The sequence below is a fragment of the Streptomyces sp. NPDC091416 genome (assembly GCF_044756845.1).
Lineage (GTDB): Bacteria > Actinomycetota > Actinomycetes > Streptomycetales > Streptomycetaceae > Streptomyces.
The window spans coordinates 45758-64274 of sequence record NZ_JBIVTU010000015.1; the positions used below are offsets into that span (position 1 = coordinate 45758).

19 protein-coding genes and 1 riboswitch are annotated in these 18517 nt (G+C 70.0%); of the genes, 10 read left to right on the forward strand and 9 right to left on the reverse strand.

Annotated features, from left to right (window positions below; translation table 11 throughout):
- Positions 1 to 543: 543 nt before the first annotated feature.
- On the forward strand, positions 544 to 1437 hold the full coding sequence (locus tag ACIQMX_RS34225; RefSeq protein ID WP_402483985.1) for a hypothetical protein: 894 nt from the start codon (positions 544 to 546) through the stop codon (positions 1435 to 1437).
- A 242-nt stretch (positions 1438 to 1679) separates the two neighbouring features.
- Here the strand turns inward: ACIQMX_RS34225 and ACIQMX_RS34230 are convergent, their stop codons facing one another.
- From ACIQMX_RS34230 to ACIQMX_RS34240, 3 genes are all read right to left on the reverse strand, one after another.
- Positions 1680 to 1904, reverse strand: a complete 225-nt coding sequence (locus ACIQMX_RS34230) for a hypothetical protein (protein ID WP_363069982.1) — start codon at positions 1902 to 1904, stop codon at positions 1680 to 1682.
- 176 nt (positions 1905 to 2080) lie between these two features.
- A complete protein-coding gene (locus ACIQMX_RS34235; protein WP_363070249.1) occupies positions 2081 to 2686 on the reverse strand; it encodes a maleylpyruvate isomerase family mycothiol-dependent enzyme in 606 nt (201 codons plus the stop codon).
- Positions 2687 to 3064: 378 nt separating this feature from the next.
- Positions 3065 to 3844 carry a VOC family protein gene (locus tag ACIQMX_RS34240; RefSeq protein ID WP_363069984.1) on the reverse strand — a complete coding sequence of 260 codons (780 nt, stop codon included), beginning with the start codon at positions 3842 to 3844 and terminating at the stop codon, positions 3065 to 3067.
- Between the two features lie 422 nt (positions 3845 to 4266).
- Between ACIQMX_RS34240 and ACIQMX_RS34245 the strand changes: the two genes are divergently transcribed.
- On the forward strand, positions 4267 to 4806 hold the full coding sequence (locus tag ACIQMX_RS34245; RefSeq protein ID WP_402483988.1) for a metallophosphoesterase family protein: 540 nt from the start codon (positions 4267 to 4269) through the stop codon (positions 4804 to 4806).
- Between the two features lie 234 nt (positions 4807 to 5040).
- Here ACIQMX_RS34245 and ACIQMX_RS34250 read toward each other — a convergent pair whose 3' ends face one another.
- Positions 5041 to 5982 carry an aldo/keto reductase gene (locus tag ACIQMX_RS34250; RefSeq protein ID WP_402483990.1) on the reverse strand — a complete coding sequence of 314 codons (942 nt, stop codon included), beginning with the start codon at positions 5980 to 5982 and terminating at the stop codon, positions 5041 to 5043.
- Positions 5983 to 6080: 98 nt separating this feature from the next.
- Here ACIQMX_RS34250 and ACIQMX_RS34255 point away from each other — a divergent pair, with 98 nt between their 5' ends.
- The gene (locus ACIQMX_RS34255; protein WP_402483992.1) at positions 6081 to 6671 is read left to right on the forward strand and encodes a TetR family transcriptional regulator; all 591 of its coding nucleotides are present in this window, start codon (positions 6081 to 6083) and stop codon (positions 6669 to 6671) included.
- Positions 6672 to 6871: 200 nt separating this feature from the next.
- Here ACIQMX_RS34255 and ACIQMX_RS34260 read toward each other — a convergent pair whose 3' ends face one another.
- Positions 6872 to 7360, reverse strand: a complete 489-nt coding sequence (locus ACIQMX_RS34260; protein WP_363070251.1) for a lamin tail domain-containing protein — start codon at positions 7358 to 7360, stop codon at positions 6872 to 6874.
- Between the two features lie 864 nt (positions 7361 to 8224).
- Positions 8225 to 8422: a DUF4236 domain-containing protein gene (locus tag ACIQMX_RS34265; RefSeq protein WP_219572337.1), complete on the reverse strand. Its 198-nt coding sequence runs from the start codon at positions 8420 to 8422 to the stop codon at positions 8225 to 8227.
- A gap of 613 nt (positions 8423 to 9035) precedes the next feature.
- Between ACIQMX_RS34265 and ACIQMX_RS34270 the strand changes: the two genes are divergently transcribed.
- The 3 genes from ACIQMX_RS34270 to ACIQMX_RS34280 all read left to right on the forward strand — a co-directional run bounded on the left by ACIQMX_RS34270 (position 9036) and on the right by ACIQMX_RS34280 (position 11797).
- Entirely contained in the window at positions 9036 to 9296 is a 261-nt protein-coding gene (locus ACIQMX_RS34270) for a hypothetical protein (RefSeq protein WP_402483994.1), read from the forward strand.
- A 90-nt stretch (positions 9297 to 9386) separates the two neighbouring features.
- Positions 9387 to 10259 carry an oxygenase MpaB family protein gene (locus ACIQMX_RS34275; protein WP_402483996.1) on the forward strand — a complete coding sequence of 291 codons (873 nt, stop codon included), beginning with the start codon at positions 9387 to 9389 and terminating at the stop codon, positions 10257 to 10259.
- Positions 10260 to 10486: 227 nt separating this feature from the next.
- Positions 10487 to 11797 (forward strand): PP2C family protein-serine/threonine phosphatase, encoded by a 1311-nt coding sequence (locus ACIQMX_RS34280; protein ID WP_402483998.1) that lies wholly within the window; start codon positions 10487 to 10489, stop codon positions 11795 to 11797.
- A gap of 352 nt (positions 11798 to 12149) precedes the next feature.
- On the opposite strand, the gene ACIQMX_RS34285 is transcribed toward ACIQMX_RS34280, so the two are convergent.
- Entirely contained in the window at positions 12150 to 12485 is a 336-nt protein-coding gene (locus ACIQMX_RS34285) for a MerR family transcriptional regulator (RefSeq protein WP_402484000.1), read from the reverse strand.
- 857 nt (positions 12486 to 13342) lie between these two features.
- Between ACIQMX_RS34285 and ACIQMX_RS34290 the strand changes: the two genes are divergently transcribed.
- Together ACIQMX_RS34290 and ACIQMX_RS34295 are read left to right on the forward strand one after the other, a co-directional pair.
- Entirely contained in the window at positions 13343 to 13981 is a 639-nt protein-coding gene (locus tag ACIQMX_RS34290) for a hypothetical protein (protein WP_402484002.1), read from the forward strand.
- A 201-nt stretch (positions 13982 to 14182) separates the two neighbouring features.
- Positions 14183 to 14279: riboswitch (TPP riboswitch) on the forward strand.
- Positions 14271 to 15680 (forward strand): purine-cytosine permease family protein, encoded by a 1410-nt coding sequence (locus ACIQMX_RS34295; RefSeq protein ID WP_402484004.1) that lies wholly within the window; start codon positions 14271 to 14273, stop codon positions 15678 to 15680. Its footprint overlaps the riboswitch before it by 9 nt.
- 618 nt (positions 15681 to 16298) lie before the next feature.
- Here the strand turns inward: ACIQMX_RS34295 and ACIQMX_RS34300 are convergent.
- Both ACIQMX_RS34300 and ACIQMX_RS34305 read right to left on the reverse strand, forming a co-directional pair.
- Positions 16299 to 16760, reverse strand: coding sequence for a hypothetical protein (locus tag ACIQMX_RS34300; RefSeq protein WP_402484006.1), 462 nt, complete (start codon positions 16758 to 16760; stop codon positions 16299 to 16301).
- A gap of 107 nt (positions 16761 to 16867) precedes the next feature.
- The gene (locus tag ACIQMX_RS34305; RefSeq protein ID WP_363070007.1) at positions 16868 to 17038 is read right to left on the reverse strand and encodes a hydrophobic protein; all 171 of its coding nucleotides are present in this window, start codon (positions 17036 to 17038) and stop codon (positions 16868 to 16870) included.
- Between the two features lie 302 nt (positions 17039 to 17340).
- Between ACIQMX_RS34305 and ACIQMX_RS34310 the strand changes: the two genes are divergently transcribed.
- A complete protein-coding gene (locus tag ACIQMX_RS34310; protein ID WP_363070009.1) occupies positions 17341 to 17694 on the forward strand; it encodes a PRC-barrel domain-containing protein in 354 nt (117 codons plus the stop codon).
- Between the two features lie 154 nt (positions 17695 to 17848).
- Complete coding sequence (locus ACIQMX_RS34315) at positions 17849 to 18514, forward strand: HEAT repeat domain-containing protein (protein ID WP_402484009.1); 666 nt, start codon at positions 17849 to 17851, stop codon at positions 18512 to 18514.
- Positions 18515 to 18517: the final 3 nt, after the last annotated feature.

Sequence of the window (18517 nt, forward strand, 5' to 3'; positions counted from 1 at the left end):
ACCATAGATGACCCTCAACGGCCGAAGACGTAAATCCAGTCCATTGCTTACGAGTCTCCGATCAGGCAACCAGGAACCGGGGCGCCCGAGACATATGCCAACCCTCCTTCGACGTAGATAATCAGCCACCCCCATGCCCCGATTGTGCACGTATCACTGAATACGACCCGAACAAATCCGGATAGGCGCGGGCGTGCGCCCGCAGACTCTCTGACATCAATGAAATCCGCCGCGCCCCCGTGCGCCGGTCACGCGCCCCGCCGCCTGCCCCCATGCCGAGCGGAGGCGGGGCCTGCGCCGGCAGGCGGCTTGGACTTCATGGCGCAAGGCGCCGCCGACAGCGGACGGACAGACACGGAGGCAACGGGCTGTCGTCGCGGACCAACGGACAACGGTCTCCGGTCCCTGCCCATGGTCCTGCCTCCGAGCCGCGCCTCCAGGCCGTGCCTGGACCGCGCACGACGACCACGCAACTCGGCCTGGTCGAGCCAGGAAGCCGACGACGGGGACGGGGACCCCCGGCACCTTCCGTAAGCTCCAGTCATGCCGAACGAGGTGGACGCGCGGGAACTGTACGAAGCTCTGGCACGGCACGACGGAGGGCGATCGTACGAGACGATCATCGCGCCATGGCTTGATCAGGCCCAGGGCCGCTACCGCGCGTGGCTGGCCACGGCGGGCGAATTCAGCTCATGGTGGGCCGAGAAAGAGGCTGAGCCCGAGGGCCAGGACCTCGTACGGGAACTCTATGCCCTGCAACGGGTCAGCGACCGGCTGCTGCTCACCTTCCAGCCGCCGTCCGGCGATCCCGGCTCCGCAGACCCGCAACCTTCGCTTTCGGAGGGCGAGTACCTCGACGCATTCGCCTCTCTCGGCATGACGTCGTTCAGGGACGGCGACGCATTCGACCCGTTCCTTCACGAGATCGTCGAGGTCGAGCAGGCCGACGACCCGCACGCGCCGATCGCGATCACCGAGGTCCTCTGGCCCGGCCTGATGCTGGGCCGGTTGCTGTTCAACCGGTCCGGCGTACGAATCCGAGCCGGTGTCGAGCACGCGCAGCGCGGCGTCGCCGACCGCTCACCGCTGTACTGGACCTTCCTGCGCCGCCACCGTCCCACGGTCGACCTGTCCCAGGGCTGGGGCAGCAATTCCCAGTGGCGCACGGACTTCCGCCTCGACTACCGGACATCGGCCGGCGATCGGCTCAACGTGGCGGGGTGCCGCCCGATCGACGGCGATGCCGACCTGGACCCCGGCCACCCGATGAATCTCAGCCCCGAGGAAAGGCTCCTGACATCCGGCGTCCGACGCGAACTGCTGCGCCACCGCTGCCTTCTGCGTACGCCGGAGGCAGCCGGCACCCTGGCCGGCTCACCCGGCTGGGAGCGGGATCTGATGCCGTTCGACTGGCGGCTTCCCGGCTCCGAGGCCTGACCTCCGGGCGGCTCGCATCCGGGGCGGGGGGCGCGGCTGTCAACGTGCGACGCGAATGCTGACGCGCAGCCCTGACGTCATGACGCAGGCGCCGCCGCGCCTCCGCGCCCTCGCCGCCGCTACCCCGGCCGGGCCGCCGGCCTTCGCACCGGAGGCGGCTCCTTGACGATCGGCCGTGACAACGAGCCGGTGAGGTACCGGGGGGCCCGGCGCGCGGGTCGTCCGCGTACAGCGACGGCTGACTACACCTCACCGGTGGCGAACAACTCGAGGTGCCCGCACTTGGGGCAGCGGAACGCCTCTATCCGTCGCCGGGGCCGGCCCATCCGCTTGGCGCCCCCGAAGATGCCCCGCTCCAACGCGCCCTCGATCCAGCGCGCGTACCCGCGCGAGTGCTCACCTGCGTCCTCGATGAATCCCTCCGTCAAACCGACGGTGCCGCACTGGGTACATGTGTAGTTGTCCATCCCGCGAGTCTAGGAAACGGCGCAGCAGGGGCTGCCCGCCAGGGCACCGCAGCACGGTCGCACCACCCTGTACTGCCTCGACCCGGCACATGGCAACACGTGACGAAGCCGATGGACGGCCGCACGTTTCGTCCTCGGCCAGGGCATCGGCCACGGTGGGCGGAGGTTATGGCTGCTCAGGTCCCCGCGGCAAGTGTGTGAACGCCCGGCCCCTCGAGCTCGTCCAGGGCTGATCGGCGCCCGGAGACGGCCAGGAGCAGGGCGAGTACGGGGCCTGCCACTGCGGGGCCGGTTCCGAGCGTCAGTTCGCCGTCGGTTGCCGTGAGCTGAACGCGGCCCATGAGTTCCTTGGCTCCGCCGAATGACGCCGGGGTGCGGGTCTGCAGGCGGAGCGCTCTGACCACGGCCTGCGGCGGGTACGTGCGGGTGAGCCCCAAGGGACGCCGGATGTCCTCACCGTGGACGATCTCCTCGACGAGGCGGCTGTCGAGGGGCGCTGGAGGCGTCGACTTGCGCGAGGCCGCCTGGCGGAACCGCTCCAGGGTCTCCTGTGGTGTGGCCCCGCGCTCGCGCGCCACTCCCCGGGTGTTCTGACGGTCGAAGTCGAACCGTGCCAGGGCGAGGCCCACGATGAAGCCCAGGCGTGTTGTCCGAGCCGTGTCCACGAGGTGGGCGACCACGTCGTGCACGGTCCAACCGTCGCAGAGTGACGGTGTGGCCCACTGCTCGTCGTCGAGGTGCGCGAGTTGCTCGATCAGCGCCGCACGTTCTGCGTGCACCATCGACCAGACGTCGGCCGTCACGGCGTCCTCCTTCGTTGATCACAGTGTTCTGAGTGTGACGACTCCAGCAGTGGCGGAAACTCATCGCCCGGTGCCCGAATGGACGAGGTCGGGCGTTCGGCTCGGCAACGGGCCCGCTCCGCGCGCGAGGGGGCCCGGCGGCGAGGGTGTGCGGTGCCCCATACCCTGGGCAGGCTGACGGCACTCTGTGCACGAGGTCTTCAGCGATCTCGTGAACGCTGAGGTCACACGGCCGGACATCGGGGAGGCCGGGCCGGACGCTGTCCGGCTGTACGGGCCCGGAGTCTCTGCCCTCAAGCGAAACGTGCCCGCCCGGAACCGGGGCGGGCACGTCGGGATGTACTGGAGCACGGCGGCTTACAGGGGTTGCGGCTTGATCATCGCGAACGGAGCGCCCTGCGGGTCGGCGACGACGGTCATGCGGCCGGCCATCATGTCGAAAGGCGGCGCCAGCACAGTGCCGCCCCTCTTGACCAGGGCATCCACCGTGGAGTCGACGTCGTCGACCGCGAAGTAGGTCAGCCAGTGCGCGGGAGTGCCGGGCGGGTCGTTGTCGAGCAAGGTGACGCCGCCGACGGGGCGGCCGCCGACACGCAGTTCCCAGTAGGAGTCGGCACCGTCCATCGGCTCGATGTCGATGCCGAACACCTCGCCGTAGAATGCGGTGGCGGCCGGGACATCGCTGGTGTGCAACTCGTTCCAGACGAGTGCGCCGGCCTCGTTGGCGACCTGGGCGCCGGAGAACTCGCCGGACTGCCAGACGCCGAACACCGCCCCCTGTGGATCGGCGGCGACCAGCATGCGGCCGAGGTTGCCGACATCCATCGTCGGTGCGAGAACGGTGCCTCCCGCCGAGACAACGGCTTCCTGGGTGGCCTGGGCGTCGGTGCTGGCCAGGTAGTTGGTCCACACCGTCGGCGGCTCCGGCACGCCCTCGGGCGCCATCGCCGGACCGATGCCTGCCGCGGCCTTGCCGTGCAGCTCGCAGACCGCGTACCCACCGAACTCGGCCGGGCCCGGCTTCCCCTGCCAGCCGAACAGATCGCGGTAGAAGTCCAGCGCGGCCTGCTGGTCCTTGGCCATCAGATCGACCCAGCACGGGGTGCCAGTCGCATACGGAGTGGTGACTTCAGGCATCTTTCTCCCTCGGATAGAGCTCTTTGTCACCTTTCGTCACCAGTCGGAGCAGATCCGTCCGACACGCCACCACGAAAGTGGGGAACCCGGGGGCCGAATGAGCAGGCGACAGGTGTCGAACCCGCCTCGGACTCTCACATGCCTCATGAGACACCTTGTCCCGCAGCGCCTCGGCACGTAACGGTGTTCGCATGACCGCTCGTTGGACGGCAGGCCGCGTGCGGTCCTCGGCCCGACGCCGCGGCCACGACTTCCTGGCCACCGGCACCGCGGCCGGCCCGCGCCCGCGGCCTGTGGTGACCTGCCCCGGGCAGCGCCACACCACCGTCCGTCCCACGGCCGCCACGCCGGGGCAGCCTCCCCTCCCCCGCCAGGACACTCACGCCCGGTAGACCGGACAGCCCCGAGGAGAAGGCAGGCGGATGGACGGCGACACGACCGGGGCAGCGAGGGGCTCTCTCGTACGGCTGCTGCTCGTCTCGGACACCCATGTGCCTCTGCGCGCACAACGGCTCCCCGACGAACTGCTGCGCGAGACGGACCGGGCGGACGTCGTCGTCCATGCCGGGGACTGGGTCGACCCGGCCACCCTGGACCTGCTGGAAGGGCGCGCGCGGCGCCTGGTCGGCGTGTACGGCAACAACGACGGCCCGGAACTGCGGGCCCGTCTGCCGGAAGTGGCCCGCGTCCGGCTGGGAGGCCTGCGCTTCGGCGTCGTCCACGAGACGGGGGCCGCCCGCGGACGGGAGGCGCGTTGCGCCACGCTCTATCCGGACCTGGACATCCTGGTCTTCGGCCACAGCCACATCCCGTGGGACACCCGGGCGCCGGGCGGGCTGCGCCTGCTGAACCCGGGGTCTCCGACGGACCGCAGGCGACAGCCGTACTGCACGTACATGACGTGCACGGTGGCAGAGGGTGTCCTCGGCGACGTCGTCCTGCACCGCCTGCCGAGGCACTGATCCCTTCCCGCCGGGCCAGGCAAGGAGGGCGTCAGCGGCAGGGCGGGCTGATCCCTTCCCGCCGGGCCAGGCAGGGAGGGCATCAGCGGCAGGGCGGCCGACCGCGCAGACACCCCGGCCATCTTGCACGGCACCGGCAGGGTCCGTCTTCGGCTCAAGCCTGAACACTGCCGGTGCTGTCATGCGCGTTGCTCCGCCGGACGGCGGAGGCGGACACGGGGCTGTGGCGGAATGTCAGCTCCGGCGTCCGCCGACGCCCCCGGTGGGCGCGATCTCGGCGATGCGGTCGAGGTCTGCGGGGGTGAGGTGCAGGTCGGCGGCGGCGGTGTTCTGCGCGACTCGGGCGGCATTGCGGGAGCCCGGAATCGGGACGATGTAGGGCTTGCTCGCCAGCAGCCAGGCCAGGGCCAACTGCGGGAGGGTAGCGCCCTTGCCGGCCGCGAACTCGGCGAGCTTGCCGACGATGGCGGTGTTGGCGTCGAAGTTCTCGGGCTTCCACCAGCCGATGCTCTGCCGGAAGTCGTCGGCGGCGTAGTTCTCGCGGGACTGGACGGCACCGCCGAGGAAACCGCGGGCGAGCGGCGAGTAGGCGACGAACCCGATCCCGAGCTCCTCCAGAACGGGCAGCACCGGTGCGACGTCATGGGGGGCGAAGAGCGAGTACTCGTGCTGGAGCACCGAGATGGGGTGCACCGCGTGGGCGCGGCGCACGACGTCCTCACCGGCGTTGGACAGACCCAGGTACTTGACCTTGCCCGCGTCGACGAACTCCTTCATCACTCCGACCACCTCCTCCACGGGCGTGTTCGGGTCCGGCACGTGCTGGTAGAGGACGTCGATCACGTCGATGCCGAGGTTGACCAGGCTGTTGTCGACGACCTCCCTGATGTGTTCAGGTCGCGAGTCGGTCGCCCAGGTCTTCGTCAGGCCGAACTTGGTCGCGATGGTCACCTCGTCCCGGATCGGCGCGAGCGCGTGTCCGAGCAGCTTCTCGCCCTCGCCCCAGCCGTACATCTCCGCAGTGTCGAAGTGGGTCACGCCCAGCTCGTGGGCGGCGCGGATGGCGGCGATGGACTGCGTGTCGTCGGCGGGGCCGTAGCCGGTGGCGGTGCCCATCGCGCCGTAGCCGATCTCGGAGACGGTCAGGCCCCGTGTACCGAGCGTTCTGGTGCGCATGCTGCATTCCCTTGGTCAAACCAAACTGTTCGGTTCTACCGTACGACCCGGGCCGCGCCTGGGGCAAACCAAACGGTTCGGCCCGTTAGATTGGAGCCATGACGCCCTCGAACGCCCCTGACTCCACCCGCGAGCGCATCCTCGCCGCGGCCACCGCCGAGTTCGCCCGGCACGGAATCGCCGGAGCCCGCATCGAGCGCATCGCCAAAGCCGCCCGGACCAGCAAGGAACGCCTCTACGCCTACTTCCGCAGCAAGGAGGAGCTGTACGCGACCGTCGCCGCCCAGGAGCTCACAGCCGTGGCCGAGGCGACACGCCTCGATGCCACCGACCTGCCCGGCTACGCAGGACGGCTGCACGACTACTTCACGGCCCACCCCGAGCGTCATCGCCTGATGAACTGGGGCCGGCTCGAACTGGCCGACGAGACCACGGCGAGCGACGACGACCCCATCCGCGCGACCGTCCGCCACAAGACCGAGCAACTGCGGGCCGCACAGGACGCCGGCCACCTCGAAGCCGCGTGGGAGCCCATTGACATCCTGGTCTTCGTCAACCAGCTCGCCACGGCCTGGGCCGGCCAGAGCGACCTGCTGCCCCCCGACGCGGACGAGCGCGAAGCCTTCCTCGCCGCCCGCCGCACCGCCATCGTCGCCGCCGTGCAGCGCCTGTTCCCGGCTGCCGCATAGAGCACAGGATCCGCCGTGCGCCGCCGAGCGGGATGGCGCAGCCGTCGCTGTCGCTGCGGGCCCGGAATGATCGGGACGAGAGGCCCTGAGAGGAGGGGCCGGGCAGGGCGGCTGCCCGGCCCCTCTGCGAGGGGACAGGAAGGGCTGCCTGCCGTGGGGCGGCAGTCAGCCCTTCACTGTCCCCGGCTTACGGCCTGGGGTCAGCGGCGGTGGTGGTGTCCGCGGCCCCAGGACTCCTTGTCGACGGTGCGGCCCCGGTCGTCGCGCAGGGTCGCGGTGTCGGAGTAGTTGTCCCAGACGTAGTGGTAACGGTCCTGATAGAGGTCGGTCCGGGTGTCTCGGCCCACACCGGTGTGGATGCGGACGGTGGCGTAGCCGCCGAGGCGGACGTCGTCGAAGCGGTAGCGGTTTCCGTTGTCGCCGCGCAGGGTCCATCCGTCCAGGTCCACCGCGCGGCGTCCCTGGTTGGTGATCTCGATCCATTCACGGTTCAGGGACCGGTTGGATCCGTTGTCACGTCCGGGGCTGTCGGCCTGGACGTCGCTGATCACGACCCGGGCCTGAGGGCGGTGGCGGTCGTTGTCACGGTCGTGCGCGGAAGCCGGCAGCGCGACGGCCGAGACAACAGCGCCGGCCGTGAGCACGGTCGCGGCGATACGGCGGGTAGCCGAAGAAGCAGACAAGGTGATGTCTCCTCAGGAACAGTGCCCATGCCGTTCGATAGGGCCGGCATGGGCGGTGCGAGTTCCCGACCCGTACTGGGCCGAGAGCCAGAACACTGCACCCAGGAAGCCGTCCGCGGCAGGCTCAACCGGGCCGGTTACCAATCAGGGACATTTCCGCAACTCTCGGGTGCAAACGGCACGCATAAGCGGCGGGCCTCGCCCTGACGTTCACTGACCGCTACACCCACCCGTTCAATCATCAACAGCAAGCCCTTCCATACCCGGGCGCGCGGGCCTGGGCGTCACCCGGCTCGCCACTCGCACGGCCGAGGCAGTCTTCGTAACGGTCGTTCTTCACGTTTCTTCGCACACGTGGACCCGCATCGGCAGGAATGGCGAGTCCGCACGCGTGGACAGCTCTCCTGACGGGGGTCATCGCCGGATGCCCGCGCCCCGAACGCTTCGGCACCCCCGGCGGCGAACACCTCAGTGCCCGCCGACGCCAGGTGGCGCCGCTGGCGGAGCATCCTGCTCTCCGTCGGCCCTCCGGGCGCGGGCTCGCCTCGAACGTTGCGGAAGGGCCGCCGGGGCTGGGGGCAGCGGGGCCGGGGCCCGGCGCGCAGCCGATCCGGATGGGGCGGTCGTCCATGGCGCGAGTGCCCCCACAGGGGGCGGGCCGGCCGGGGGATCCAGGACACGCCCATACATGTCTGCCGGTCCGCGCCGGGTTCAGCCACGGCAAGGTCGCTCTCCACTCCTCGCTCGCCCATGACCCTTGGGGACCCCGGATCGATGCGGACGCGGTGCCCGGAGTGGGCACAGCCCGACCAGAACAAGGGCGGCGCGAGAACGAACATCAGCCGCGTCGCAGGCCTGCGTCCCTCCCGCTCAGTGGCGACTTGCGCGGGTGGTGCGGCGCCAGCCGAAGGGGCCAGGCAGATTCATCGACGTCGTACGCCGGCCGGTGCTGCTGCGGGTCCGTCGTGGACCGTGCTTGCCGCCTGTCGTGATCGACCACGACTTACGGTTGATGTTGAGGGTCACGCCGGGGAGGATCCTGAAGCTTTTGCGGAACGTGAGCGGCATGGTGCCTCCTGGCTCGGTGTTGTCGACCAGCCTTCTCCATCGGCCAGTTGGCTCTCGTGTTGCCTGAAAGTCGCCGTGCATGCGCGGCGGCCCGGCTGAGTACGGGGCCCGGCCGCTCCCTGTGTGGAGGTCTCGTTGCGCAACGGCTTCGGGGCTCACCCGATCCGCTGCCGTCCGTGGCTGTTACCGGCCCGTCGTCGCCGGGTCACTTGGCCCTCGGCCCGCGCCACGGCACGGGTGCCGCGCCGCCGTTCCGCTGCCGGCCGTTGCCCCCGGCCGGTCTCTCGTCCGTCGCACGCCGGCGCAGCCGAGCATCGTGGAGCGTCTCAGAGGTGTGGCACGCTGCCAGGCCGGCCGACCAGGCAGCATGCCACCGCACGCACCTGTCGTCCGCTGCGTTCACGGGCGCGGCGAACGATCCCTCCGGAAGAACCGTCTCAGCGGATGCGCGTGACGCGCGGATGCCGTGCAATTGTCAACGCCTACTACATCGTCCCCCGTGCCCAGGACGGCACGGCCGGTCTCCGCGCGTCGTGCCGGGCGCAGGGGGTACGCGAGGTGTCACACCAGCCCGCCACTGCCGAGGCGGGCGCGTACCGACGGGAGCAGTGACATGACCGATCGCAGGCCGCAGGGCACCGCCTACACCGGGGCCGAGGGCAGCCCCCCGCCGATACCCGCCGATATTCCCGACCAGCAGGTCCAGGACGGCGAGGACGCCCTCGACGTGATTCTCCCGCCAGGTTCCGAACAGCTCGAAGACGAGAGGGAAGCCGCCAGGCCCGACCCCGACGAGGCCGGATCGGGCCGCAACGCCGCACGCAACGCAGGCATTCACCCGGAGCACCCCACCCCGGACGAGTCGACGGGGTGACGGGCAGCCCATCGGCTCCCGGATCGAGGCCGGGGCCCGGCGGCAGGCACGAAATCAGGCTGGTCGTGCCTGTGAGCGCATACTGGCCGTATGGACACGTCCACGCGTGCCGGGTCCGGCCTGCGGGAGCGGCTGGGCAGCGCGATCTTCAGCCAGGTCGCCGGTCCCGCAGGGCCGGAGAACCGCGCCCGCATCCACGGGGAGCCCGGCCCGCGCTGGTTCGGTCCGGACCGGCCGATCCGCACGGTCCACGGCGATGCTTCGATGTTCATCGGCGGACTGCGGGCGCTCCTGCTCCAGTCCTTGCACCCGTTGGCCATGGCTGCCGTGGAGGCTCATTCCGGCTACCGCGGCGACCCCTGGGGACGGCTCCAGCGCACCAGCACCTTCCTCGCCGTCACCACATACGGAACAGCGGACGACGCACAGCAGGCAGTCGACCGCGTGCGTGCCGTGCACCGCCGGGTACGCGGAACGACCTCGCGTGGCGAGTCCTACTACGCCGCCGATCCACACCTTCTCGGCTGGGTGCATGTGGCCGAGGTCGAGAGTTTCCTCCTGGCCCACCAGCGCTACGGGACCGAACCGCTCGACGCGGCCGGGTGCGACGGGTACATCGCTGACACGGCGCGGGTAGCGGAAGCACTCGGCGTCACCGAACCTCCGCGCAATCGCAGAGAACTCGCTGCCTGCCTCGGGGCCTACCGCGGTGAACTGCGCCCGACCGGGCAAGCGCGCGAGGCCGCCCGCTTCATACTGCTGCACCCTCCCCTGCCCTGGGTCGCCCGAGCCCCCTATGCCGTCCTCGCCGCGAACGCCGTCGCCGCCCTCCCCCGGTGGGCCCGTACGTCACTGGGGCTGCCCAGACTGTCCGGCGCGGCCGAAGCTTGCGTGAAGCCGACCGGGCGAGCCCTGACTGCCGCGATTCGCTGGGCCATGGTCCCGCCACCGCCGTCGGCGTGATCGCTCACATCCTTCTCCGCCCCGGGGTCCGGCTGTCGGCAGCGGCGGGTTCTCCGCGCTGCGCTGTCGCCGTCGCCGACCGCAAGAGGCCGCTCCGCCGTCGTATCTCCGGTCGCCCGTAACCAAGGGCGGTCTCTGCTTCCGCTTCCGCTTCTCGGCTGAGCGCCCGCCTCCGAACTATGGTTGATCGTGAGGTGATTCTCCGGGCCGTAGGGAAGGTGTCGTTCATGAGCGGCACGGAAGTGGCGCGTGCCAGAGTGCTGGGAGAGCTGATCGCTGCGAGCCATCTGATGACCCTGGAGCAGCTTCCCGGTGCGGTCGCTGCGCATGCCTCACTGGCGGGCTGGCCGCACGTGCTCATCTACGTGGCGGACCTGCGGCAAGAACGGTTGTGCCTGCTCGCCGGCAACGTCGGTCTCAGCCCCGGCGGAGTGGACGTGCCGTGCGAGTTGGCCGTTGAGGGAACGGTGGCCGGGCGAGCCTTCCAGCTGGGAAGGATCTCGCCGGCCTCGGCTTCCACGACGGGGCAGTGGTGGGTTCCGCTGCTGGATGGAACCGAGCGGCTGGGTGTGCTCCGGGTCGGTATGCCGGGCGCAGAGGTCGAAGCGGATGACGATCTGGACAGGCTCGCCGGCCTCGTCGCCCTGCTTCTGGGGAGCAAGCGCGGAACGAGCGACCTGTACTCCAGGCTGGTGCGCCGCCGGAAGATGAAAGTGGCGGCGGAGATGGAATGGCGGCTCATGCCGCCGCGGACTTTCGCGACCGACCGGCTCTTGATCAGTGCGGTCATGGAACCGGCTTACCAAGTCAGCGGGGACGCTTTCGACTACGCCCTGTCGGGGGAGATCATGCATCTTTCCGTCTTCGACGCCATGGGGCATGACACCGCTGCCGGGCTGACTGCCAATCTTGCGTTGGCCGCTGCGCGCGTCCACCGTTGCCAGGGTTCCGACCTCTTGCAGACTGCCGAAGGTGTGGGGGCGGCGCTGACCGAGCAATTCGCCGGCAGCCGCTACGCCACGGGCGTCATGGCCGACCTTCATCTGTCCACGGGCGTCCTGACCTGGACGAACTACGGTCACCATCCCCCGGTGGTCATCCGTGGCAACCGCACCGTCGTGCATCTGTTCTGCCCGCCCGCACCTCCGCTGGGGACCGGGCTGGGCGTGCGGGGAACGCTGCGCCGCGACCAGCTCGAACCCGGGGACCGCCTGCTGTTCTACACCGACGGCATCACCGAAGCACGCAATGAAGACGGCCAGGAGTTCGGCCTTGACGGGCTTACCGACTTCCTCATCCGCCACCACGCCGACGGCCTCCCGGTCCCGGAGACTCTGCGGCGACTGGTGGGGCACCATGTGGACTACCACCACGGCCGCCTCAACGACGACGCCACCGTGATGCTGCTGGAGTGGCACGGACCGAACCCCTACCAGCCGACCCAATTGAAGGCGCTGACGGGTCTGCCCCCGACCATCGCCGCAGACACCATCGCCTCCGCATGGATCCAGCAGCCCGCTGACGACGAGAGCGCCTGACAGCGCCGCCCTGCGGCCGTTTCGGGCTGCGCCCGTATCGCCGAAGGGCATCCGGTGCACGAACCGGCCGCTGTCCGACCGGGCATGACGTTTCGCCAGATGTTGAGACGGTTCCGGGACGACGAACGTGTCGCACTCGCCGTCCGTCGCCCCACCGAGGCCAGCGGGGCCGCCCACGCGATGACCAGCCGGTTCATGGGCTCCGGCGATCACAGTGCCGGGGCCTTCGTGCGCGCCTGCGTCAAGCGATCGGGCCATCGGCGTGCCTCCTCTCCTGCCTGCAGGAAACGCGGCAGGAAGCGCGGCAGTGGACGCCGGGCGCAGACGTGCCGATTGGCAGGCAGGTCGCCGATCAGGTCTCCGCCGCGCCGGACTGCCTGACGCCCTCGCGGTATTCGGCGTTGATGCGCTGTGCCTCTTCGAGCTGGTCCTCAAGGATGACGATGCGGCAGGCGGCCTCGATGGGGGTGCCCTGGTCGACGAGTTCCCGGGCGCGCGCGGCGATGCGCAGCTGGTAGCGGGAGTAGCGACGGTGGCCGCCGGCGGAGCGGAGCGGGGTGATCAGGCGAGCTTCGCCGATGGCACGGAGGAAGCCCTGGGTGGTACCGAGCATCTCCGCGGCCCGGCCCATGGTGTACGCGGGGTAGTCGTCGTCATCGAGACGGCCGAACGTGTCATCTGCTGTCATTTGCACCTCTCTGCGGAACGCGTGGAGGGGCCCTGGTGCCGTACGGCACCAGGGCCCCGAAGGAACTGCTACACCATCTGCCGGCCCTTAATGCTCTGCCGGCCTTCTGTTTCCGCATGTCCCGACGTGATGCTGCCGGGTCTGCGGGGATCGCGGTTGCTTGACCGGAGACCACCTCACTATCGATGTCCTGCGGTACCCGGGCTCTGTCATTCCACCCGGGCGATCCCGATGGCGCCTGGCTCCTCCGTTCTTCCCTCTGAGACCGATCACTTACTGACGCTGTACTGCTCGGTGGCCTGTGACAGCGCCTCGCCTCGCCCGCCGGCTCCGTCGCCCGTCCTGCTCCGGCTTGGAACCCACTGACGAACCCGGTGCGCGCGTCCGCAGCCGACGCCTTCACCGAGGTTGCTGCTCACTGACTTGACCGCTGGTTCTGCGCACGCTCTTACGGGTACCGCTGCAGGGCCGCCCCTGATCACTGCGGGCCACCCGGTCCGGTCGCCAGCCCCGTCGCCGTCCTGCAACCACCCTGGCTTCGGAACTCCGCCACCGAACCGTCCTGCGAACTGCAACCACCCGCACCGCACGTACTGCTGCCCGGCAGTTCATCTCTGCCAGGCCCCCGCGGCCTTTCCGGCTACGAGAGAAACCATAATCACGCCGCCATCCAATGTCTACTGTCGCCGACATAGATTTTCGCGTGGCGACTTGTGAGGTAATCCCCCTCGGACGCCGAGCCCGCGTGGCCGGTGGGGGTCCCGGAGTGCCACACCCCGGGCGGCCGGTGCGCCGCCGCGTTCGTGTCCGGGGCGACGGTCCCGGTGTGTCCGGGCGGGGCGGGCCAGACTGTCGCCATGGCACAGGAACGGTTGCACTTCGACGGATGGATCGGGGCCGTCGGCACGGTCTCGGGGACGCGGCTCGTGTGGGGGCATTGGCCACGGTCCCCGTTCGGGGCGTTCAGCGATGTCATGATCGAGCACCCGGACGGCGAGCGCGGTCTGCTCGCCCCCTCCCGCCGGATCGCCGAATTCGTCGCGGACACCTACGTGTTCGAGCGCGTGGAGGTGGTGCCGGTGGAGGTCAGGCGTGACGGGAACCGCTGGCACGTCGGTGCGGGGCCGCTGGTGCTGGACCTCGTCACCGGTTCCCGGACCGCCCTGGGCAGGCTGCTGCGCGTGGTGCCCGCGCCCCTGGCCCGCAGCCGCACCTGGGCCGCCGTCTGCGACATTCCGGCCCGCCTGCTGCCGGGTGTCCGCACGTTGGGCCGCGCGGGTCCGGACCGTCGTGAGTGGTACGGAGCGCGGGACCTGCACCGCGTCCGTGCGGCAACAGCGATGCTGGACGGGCGGGATCTCGGCGGGCTCGCTCCCGTCGACCCCCCGGTCACCTTCGGGTTCGGTTCGGCGCCCCGGTCCCCGTCGGTCGTCCGGGTCACCTCCACCGTGGAGATCGCCGGGGCCCCGCGCCACCGGCCCACCTCCACGGGCTGACAGTCCGTGCCCGCGGGACGGCGCGCCGCCGGAGCCGCTTGCGGGCTCCTCTCCGGCGGCCTCCCCCTGTCACCGGGGATGCCTCCGCAAAGATCGCGCCCCGCTCAACGAGGCGCATGAGCAAGCCGGGACGCGGGCTCTCGGCCGAGCGGCCGGAGCCCTGTCATCGGGGCCCGAACACGTGGGTTAGCCTTGCCGACGCAATCCGACACGGGGTGCCCCGACCAGCGGGGCTGAGATCACACCCGTCGAACCTGAACCAGTTAGCACTGGCGGAGGGATGTCATCCATGTCATTTCCCCATGCTCCGAGCGGTCCGGCGGACGCCGGCTGCCGGCCCGTTCCCGACGGGCGGACGTCCTCCGCCGGCGGTGATCTGCGCATCGAGACCCGCGGGATCGCCCCGGTCCCCGAGTCGCACCGCTACGGCGCTCCCGGGCGGCTGTTCACCGTGTGGTTCGCCCCCAACCTCACCATGACAGGCGTCTTCACCGGCACGATCGGCATCGTCCTCGGGCTGGACTTCACCACCGCGCTGGTGGCTGTGGTGCTCGGCACGCTCGTCGGTGCCGTGCCCACCGCGTACCTCGGGACCTGGGGCAGCCTCACAGGGACAGGTCAACTGCCGCTCGCGCGGCTCGCATTCGGCCGGGCCGTTGCCGTTCCCGGCGTACTGCAGTGGCTGTCGTCGGTCGCGTGGGACGCGCTCATCGGCCTGTTCGGCGGGGACGCGCTGGCCCGGCTGTGCGGATGGCCGTTCTGGCTGGGCGTACTCGTCATGATGGTGGGGCAGGGCCTCCTCGGTGTCTTCGGCTACGAGGCGATCCACCGGCTCCAGAAGATCATGACCTTCGTACTGGCCGCGGCCTTCGTCGCGCTGGCCGTCAAGCTCCTCGACGGCGTCCACCCCACCACCACCGGGTCGGTGCACGGCGCCGACCGCGCCGGCGCATTCGTGCTCACCAGCACCATCGCACTCAGCCTCGCGCTCTCCTGGGCCCCGTACGCCAGCGACTTCAGCCGGTATCTGCCGCGGTCCGCCTCCCGCCCCCGCATGTTCTGGTACACGCTTCTCGGGATCTCGGTCTCCTTCGTAGCCGTGCAGGCGCTCGGCCTGTGGGGAGCCTCCGCCTTCACCGACCAGACCGCGAGGGGCGTCGATGAACTGCTGGGAGGCGGCGCGCTCGGCGCGTTCGGGCTGCTGGCCGTCGCGCTGGCGGCCCTGTGCAGCAACGCGATGAACGACTACAGCGGCTCTCTGGCCCTTCAGACCGTCGGAGTACCCATCCCGCGGCCGCTGGCGGCGGCCCTCGCTGCCGTACTCGGCTTCCCGCTGGTGCTGTGGATGCACGCCGCGGACACCACGGCCCGCTTCCAGAACGTGTTGCTGTTCGTCGGCTACTGGATCCCCGGATTCGTGGCGGTCGTAGCCGTCGACTGGTTCGCGCGCGCCGGGGAGAGGGGCGGAGCTCCCTTCGAGCCGGCTGCCGAGAGCGACCGCCCGCAGCCGTGGTGGCCCGCTCTCGCGGCGTTCGTCGTCGCCTTCGGCGCGGCGGTTCCGTTCATGGACACGAGCCTGTACGTAGGACCGGTGGCCGCGGCACTCCACGGTGCGGACCTTGCCTACTACGTCGCGTTCGTCGCGGCGCTCGCCGTTTACGCACCCCTGCGGCTGCGCCGCCGGGCGGCCGGCCGCTGACCTGCTGGCGTCGCGGGGCGGTATGCACCGCCGCTTCCGGGCCTCCGCCGCCACCGCTGCCACCGCGGCGACCGGCAGATCCGAGCCCTGCGGGAGGGCCCCCGGGCCCGCCGCCCGCCGCCCGCCGCCCGCCGCCCGGCAGATCCGAGGCGGGCGGGCCCGGATGCGTGGGCGGCGTGGCGCAGCACCGGGGGACGGAGGCCGCGGTCCCCGGACACGGTCCATGCCTGTTCGGGCTCCGTGAGCTGGGTGACCTCCGGCGGTTCGCACCCCTCGGGCTCACCGAAGGGCTCCGGCGGCACCTCGTCCGGGGCCGCCGCGGGCCGGACCGGCAGCGTGAGGGAGCTGCCGGCCTCATGAACGCTCGGCCGCGCAGGCGAGGGCGCCGGCCGGACGAGCGGCCAGTACGAGGTGGAGAGCCCGGGAGTCGCACGCGATGTACGGCGGGGACCACCTGGGGCGACCCCGTTGAGCGGGATCCGGATGTGAGAGATCCGGCCCGGTTCAGGGGGCTCGAGAGCGCCATCACCCGATCCGTGCGCAAGGTTGAGCGCCCCGTAGGCCACCCGGGCCGCACGGCCGTCGGGCGCGACGGAACTTCGTCATGTCCGATACGGCTTAGGCGATTTCCGAGGAATGGGCGAGTGCGGGCTTGAGCCACATGAGAAAGGCCACGCCGTCGCGTCCGGGGGGGGCCGCGCATTGCAGGCCCACCCGCCCGAAGTTCGGGTATGCATCGATAACCTTCCGCTGTTCCATCCCGCTCAAGTACTTGTGCGCGCATTTGACGACGGATTCCAGGCTGGTGGTGCGTGTGCTGTACTCCCGGCCCAGCATCGGAATGAGTGTGCTGACCGGGAAGTCGCCGTGGACGACGATCGCGTCGATGCTGCCGTCATGCGCGTCGGAGACCGCACGGGCCCGGCTCATCGGATCGGAGGCCGAGACCTCGCCCTCCGGTAACTCCTGGATGCCGAGCAGCGGATGGAACCTGTACGTGCCGGCATCCGGTACGGCGTTCAGCGTCGGCAGGTCGGCTTCGTCGAGGCCGAGCACGAGGATGTTCCGCTGGTGGGACACGGCTTGTCCTTTCGTGAGGTCCACGACGCGTACCCGTCCCACGCGCTCCGACCGGCGCCCCGGATCTGACCGGCCCGAGTCCCGCACCTTCTTGCCGTCGCCGAGGACTACCAGCGGTACCAGCGGCCACGGTGGCCGCCCGCTCCGACGGAACGCATGACAAAGCCGAGCAGCCAGACGGCCAGCACGATCACTGCCACGATCCACAAAGCCTTCAACGCGAATCCGGCACCGAAGAGAACGAGGGCGAGCAGAAGAACGAGAATCAGGGGAACCATAGTTATCAACCTCCAGGACCTCGAATGCCCCGACCACCCTCTCCCATGCATTCGAAACCGCAGGTTTGTTCGACGTGACCAGGGGAAAGAGATGCCGCTCGGCCCTGGGTGGCCACCTCTCTCCGTCACCCGTTTCCGCCCTCCCCACAAACTCTCAGAGATACATCCGAGGCACAGACGCATAGGGGCGGAGAGGAAGGGCAGGCGGCTCTCCGAGAGGGCGTCACCGCTTTCACAGGGACGCCGGCACCTTCCGCTGTCGCACCGCGGAAGGTGAAGAATCTCTATCAAGGAGTCAATTCATGAGTGACAACATCTGGGGCTACCAGCCGGCCGCCAACCACACCGCGGGCACCGACCTGATCGGATACAAGGTCGAAGCCACCGACGGAAGCATCGGCAAGGTCGACAAGCACTCGGACGAAGTCAACTCCTCGTACCTCGTGGTGGACACCGGTCTCTGGATCTTCGGGAAGCACGTCCTGCTCCCGGCCGGCACGGTCATCAACGTCGACCCGGACGATCAGCGGATCTTCGTCGACCTGACGAAGGACCAGATCAAGCACTCCCCCGAGTTCGACAAGGACAAGCACGTCGGAGACGCCGGATATCACGGGCAGGTCGGCGACTACTACCGCAGTCACCGCCGCACCTGATTCCCGCGCGACGGCAGTGGGCAGGGGCCCGACCGGCATCTCCGGTCGGGCCCCTGCCGGCATCTCGGCCATCACGCCGGCGACCGCGCAGCAGCTGCTGTTTGACCTTGACACGGTGACAGGCCTTTCACTGCTTGCCGAGGAGGTGGTCGAGATGACGGCCATGAGACAGGACACGGATGCGTCGCGGGCGCTCCAGGGGCTGGAGGACGGTCGTTCCTCCGTTCGGCTGCGGGCGGCTCTGGCGATCGGCTCGGCGCCCGACCCGGGCTTCGTCGACAAGCTGGTCCGTCAGTGCGGGATCGAACCCGATTTCTTCGTCCGCGACATGCTGACCTGGGCGCTCACCCGCCACCCGGTGTCCACGACACTCCCCCGGCTGGTCCGTGAGCTCCGTTCGGAGCGTGCGCAGGCCCGGAGCCAGGCACTGCACACCCTGTCCAAGATCGGGGACCCGCGCGCCTGGCCGGCCCTCACACGGGCGCTGCTGTCCGACGCCGACCCCGAGGTAGCACGGGCCGCATGGAGAACCGCGGTCGTGCTCGTACCGGAGGACGAAAAGTCCGCCCTGGCCGTGGTGCTCGCGACGCAGCTCGGGCATGGGAACCGGGAGACACGGCTGAGCCTGAGCCGTGCTCTGGTTGCGCTGGGTGAGGTCATCGTGCCGGCTCTGCACGGACCGGCGAGGGCTGCCGACCCGCAGGTCCGCGTACACGCACTCGCGACGCGGCGGCTGCTGCACGACCCGGAATCCGGATTCGAGTACGCACTCGAGGAGGCGAAGCGCGTCGTGGCCCTCGGCGGATACGTCCAAGGGTGACAA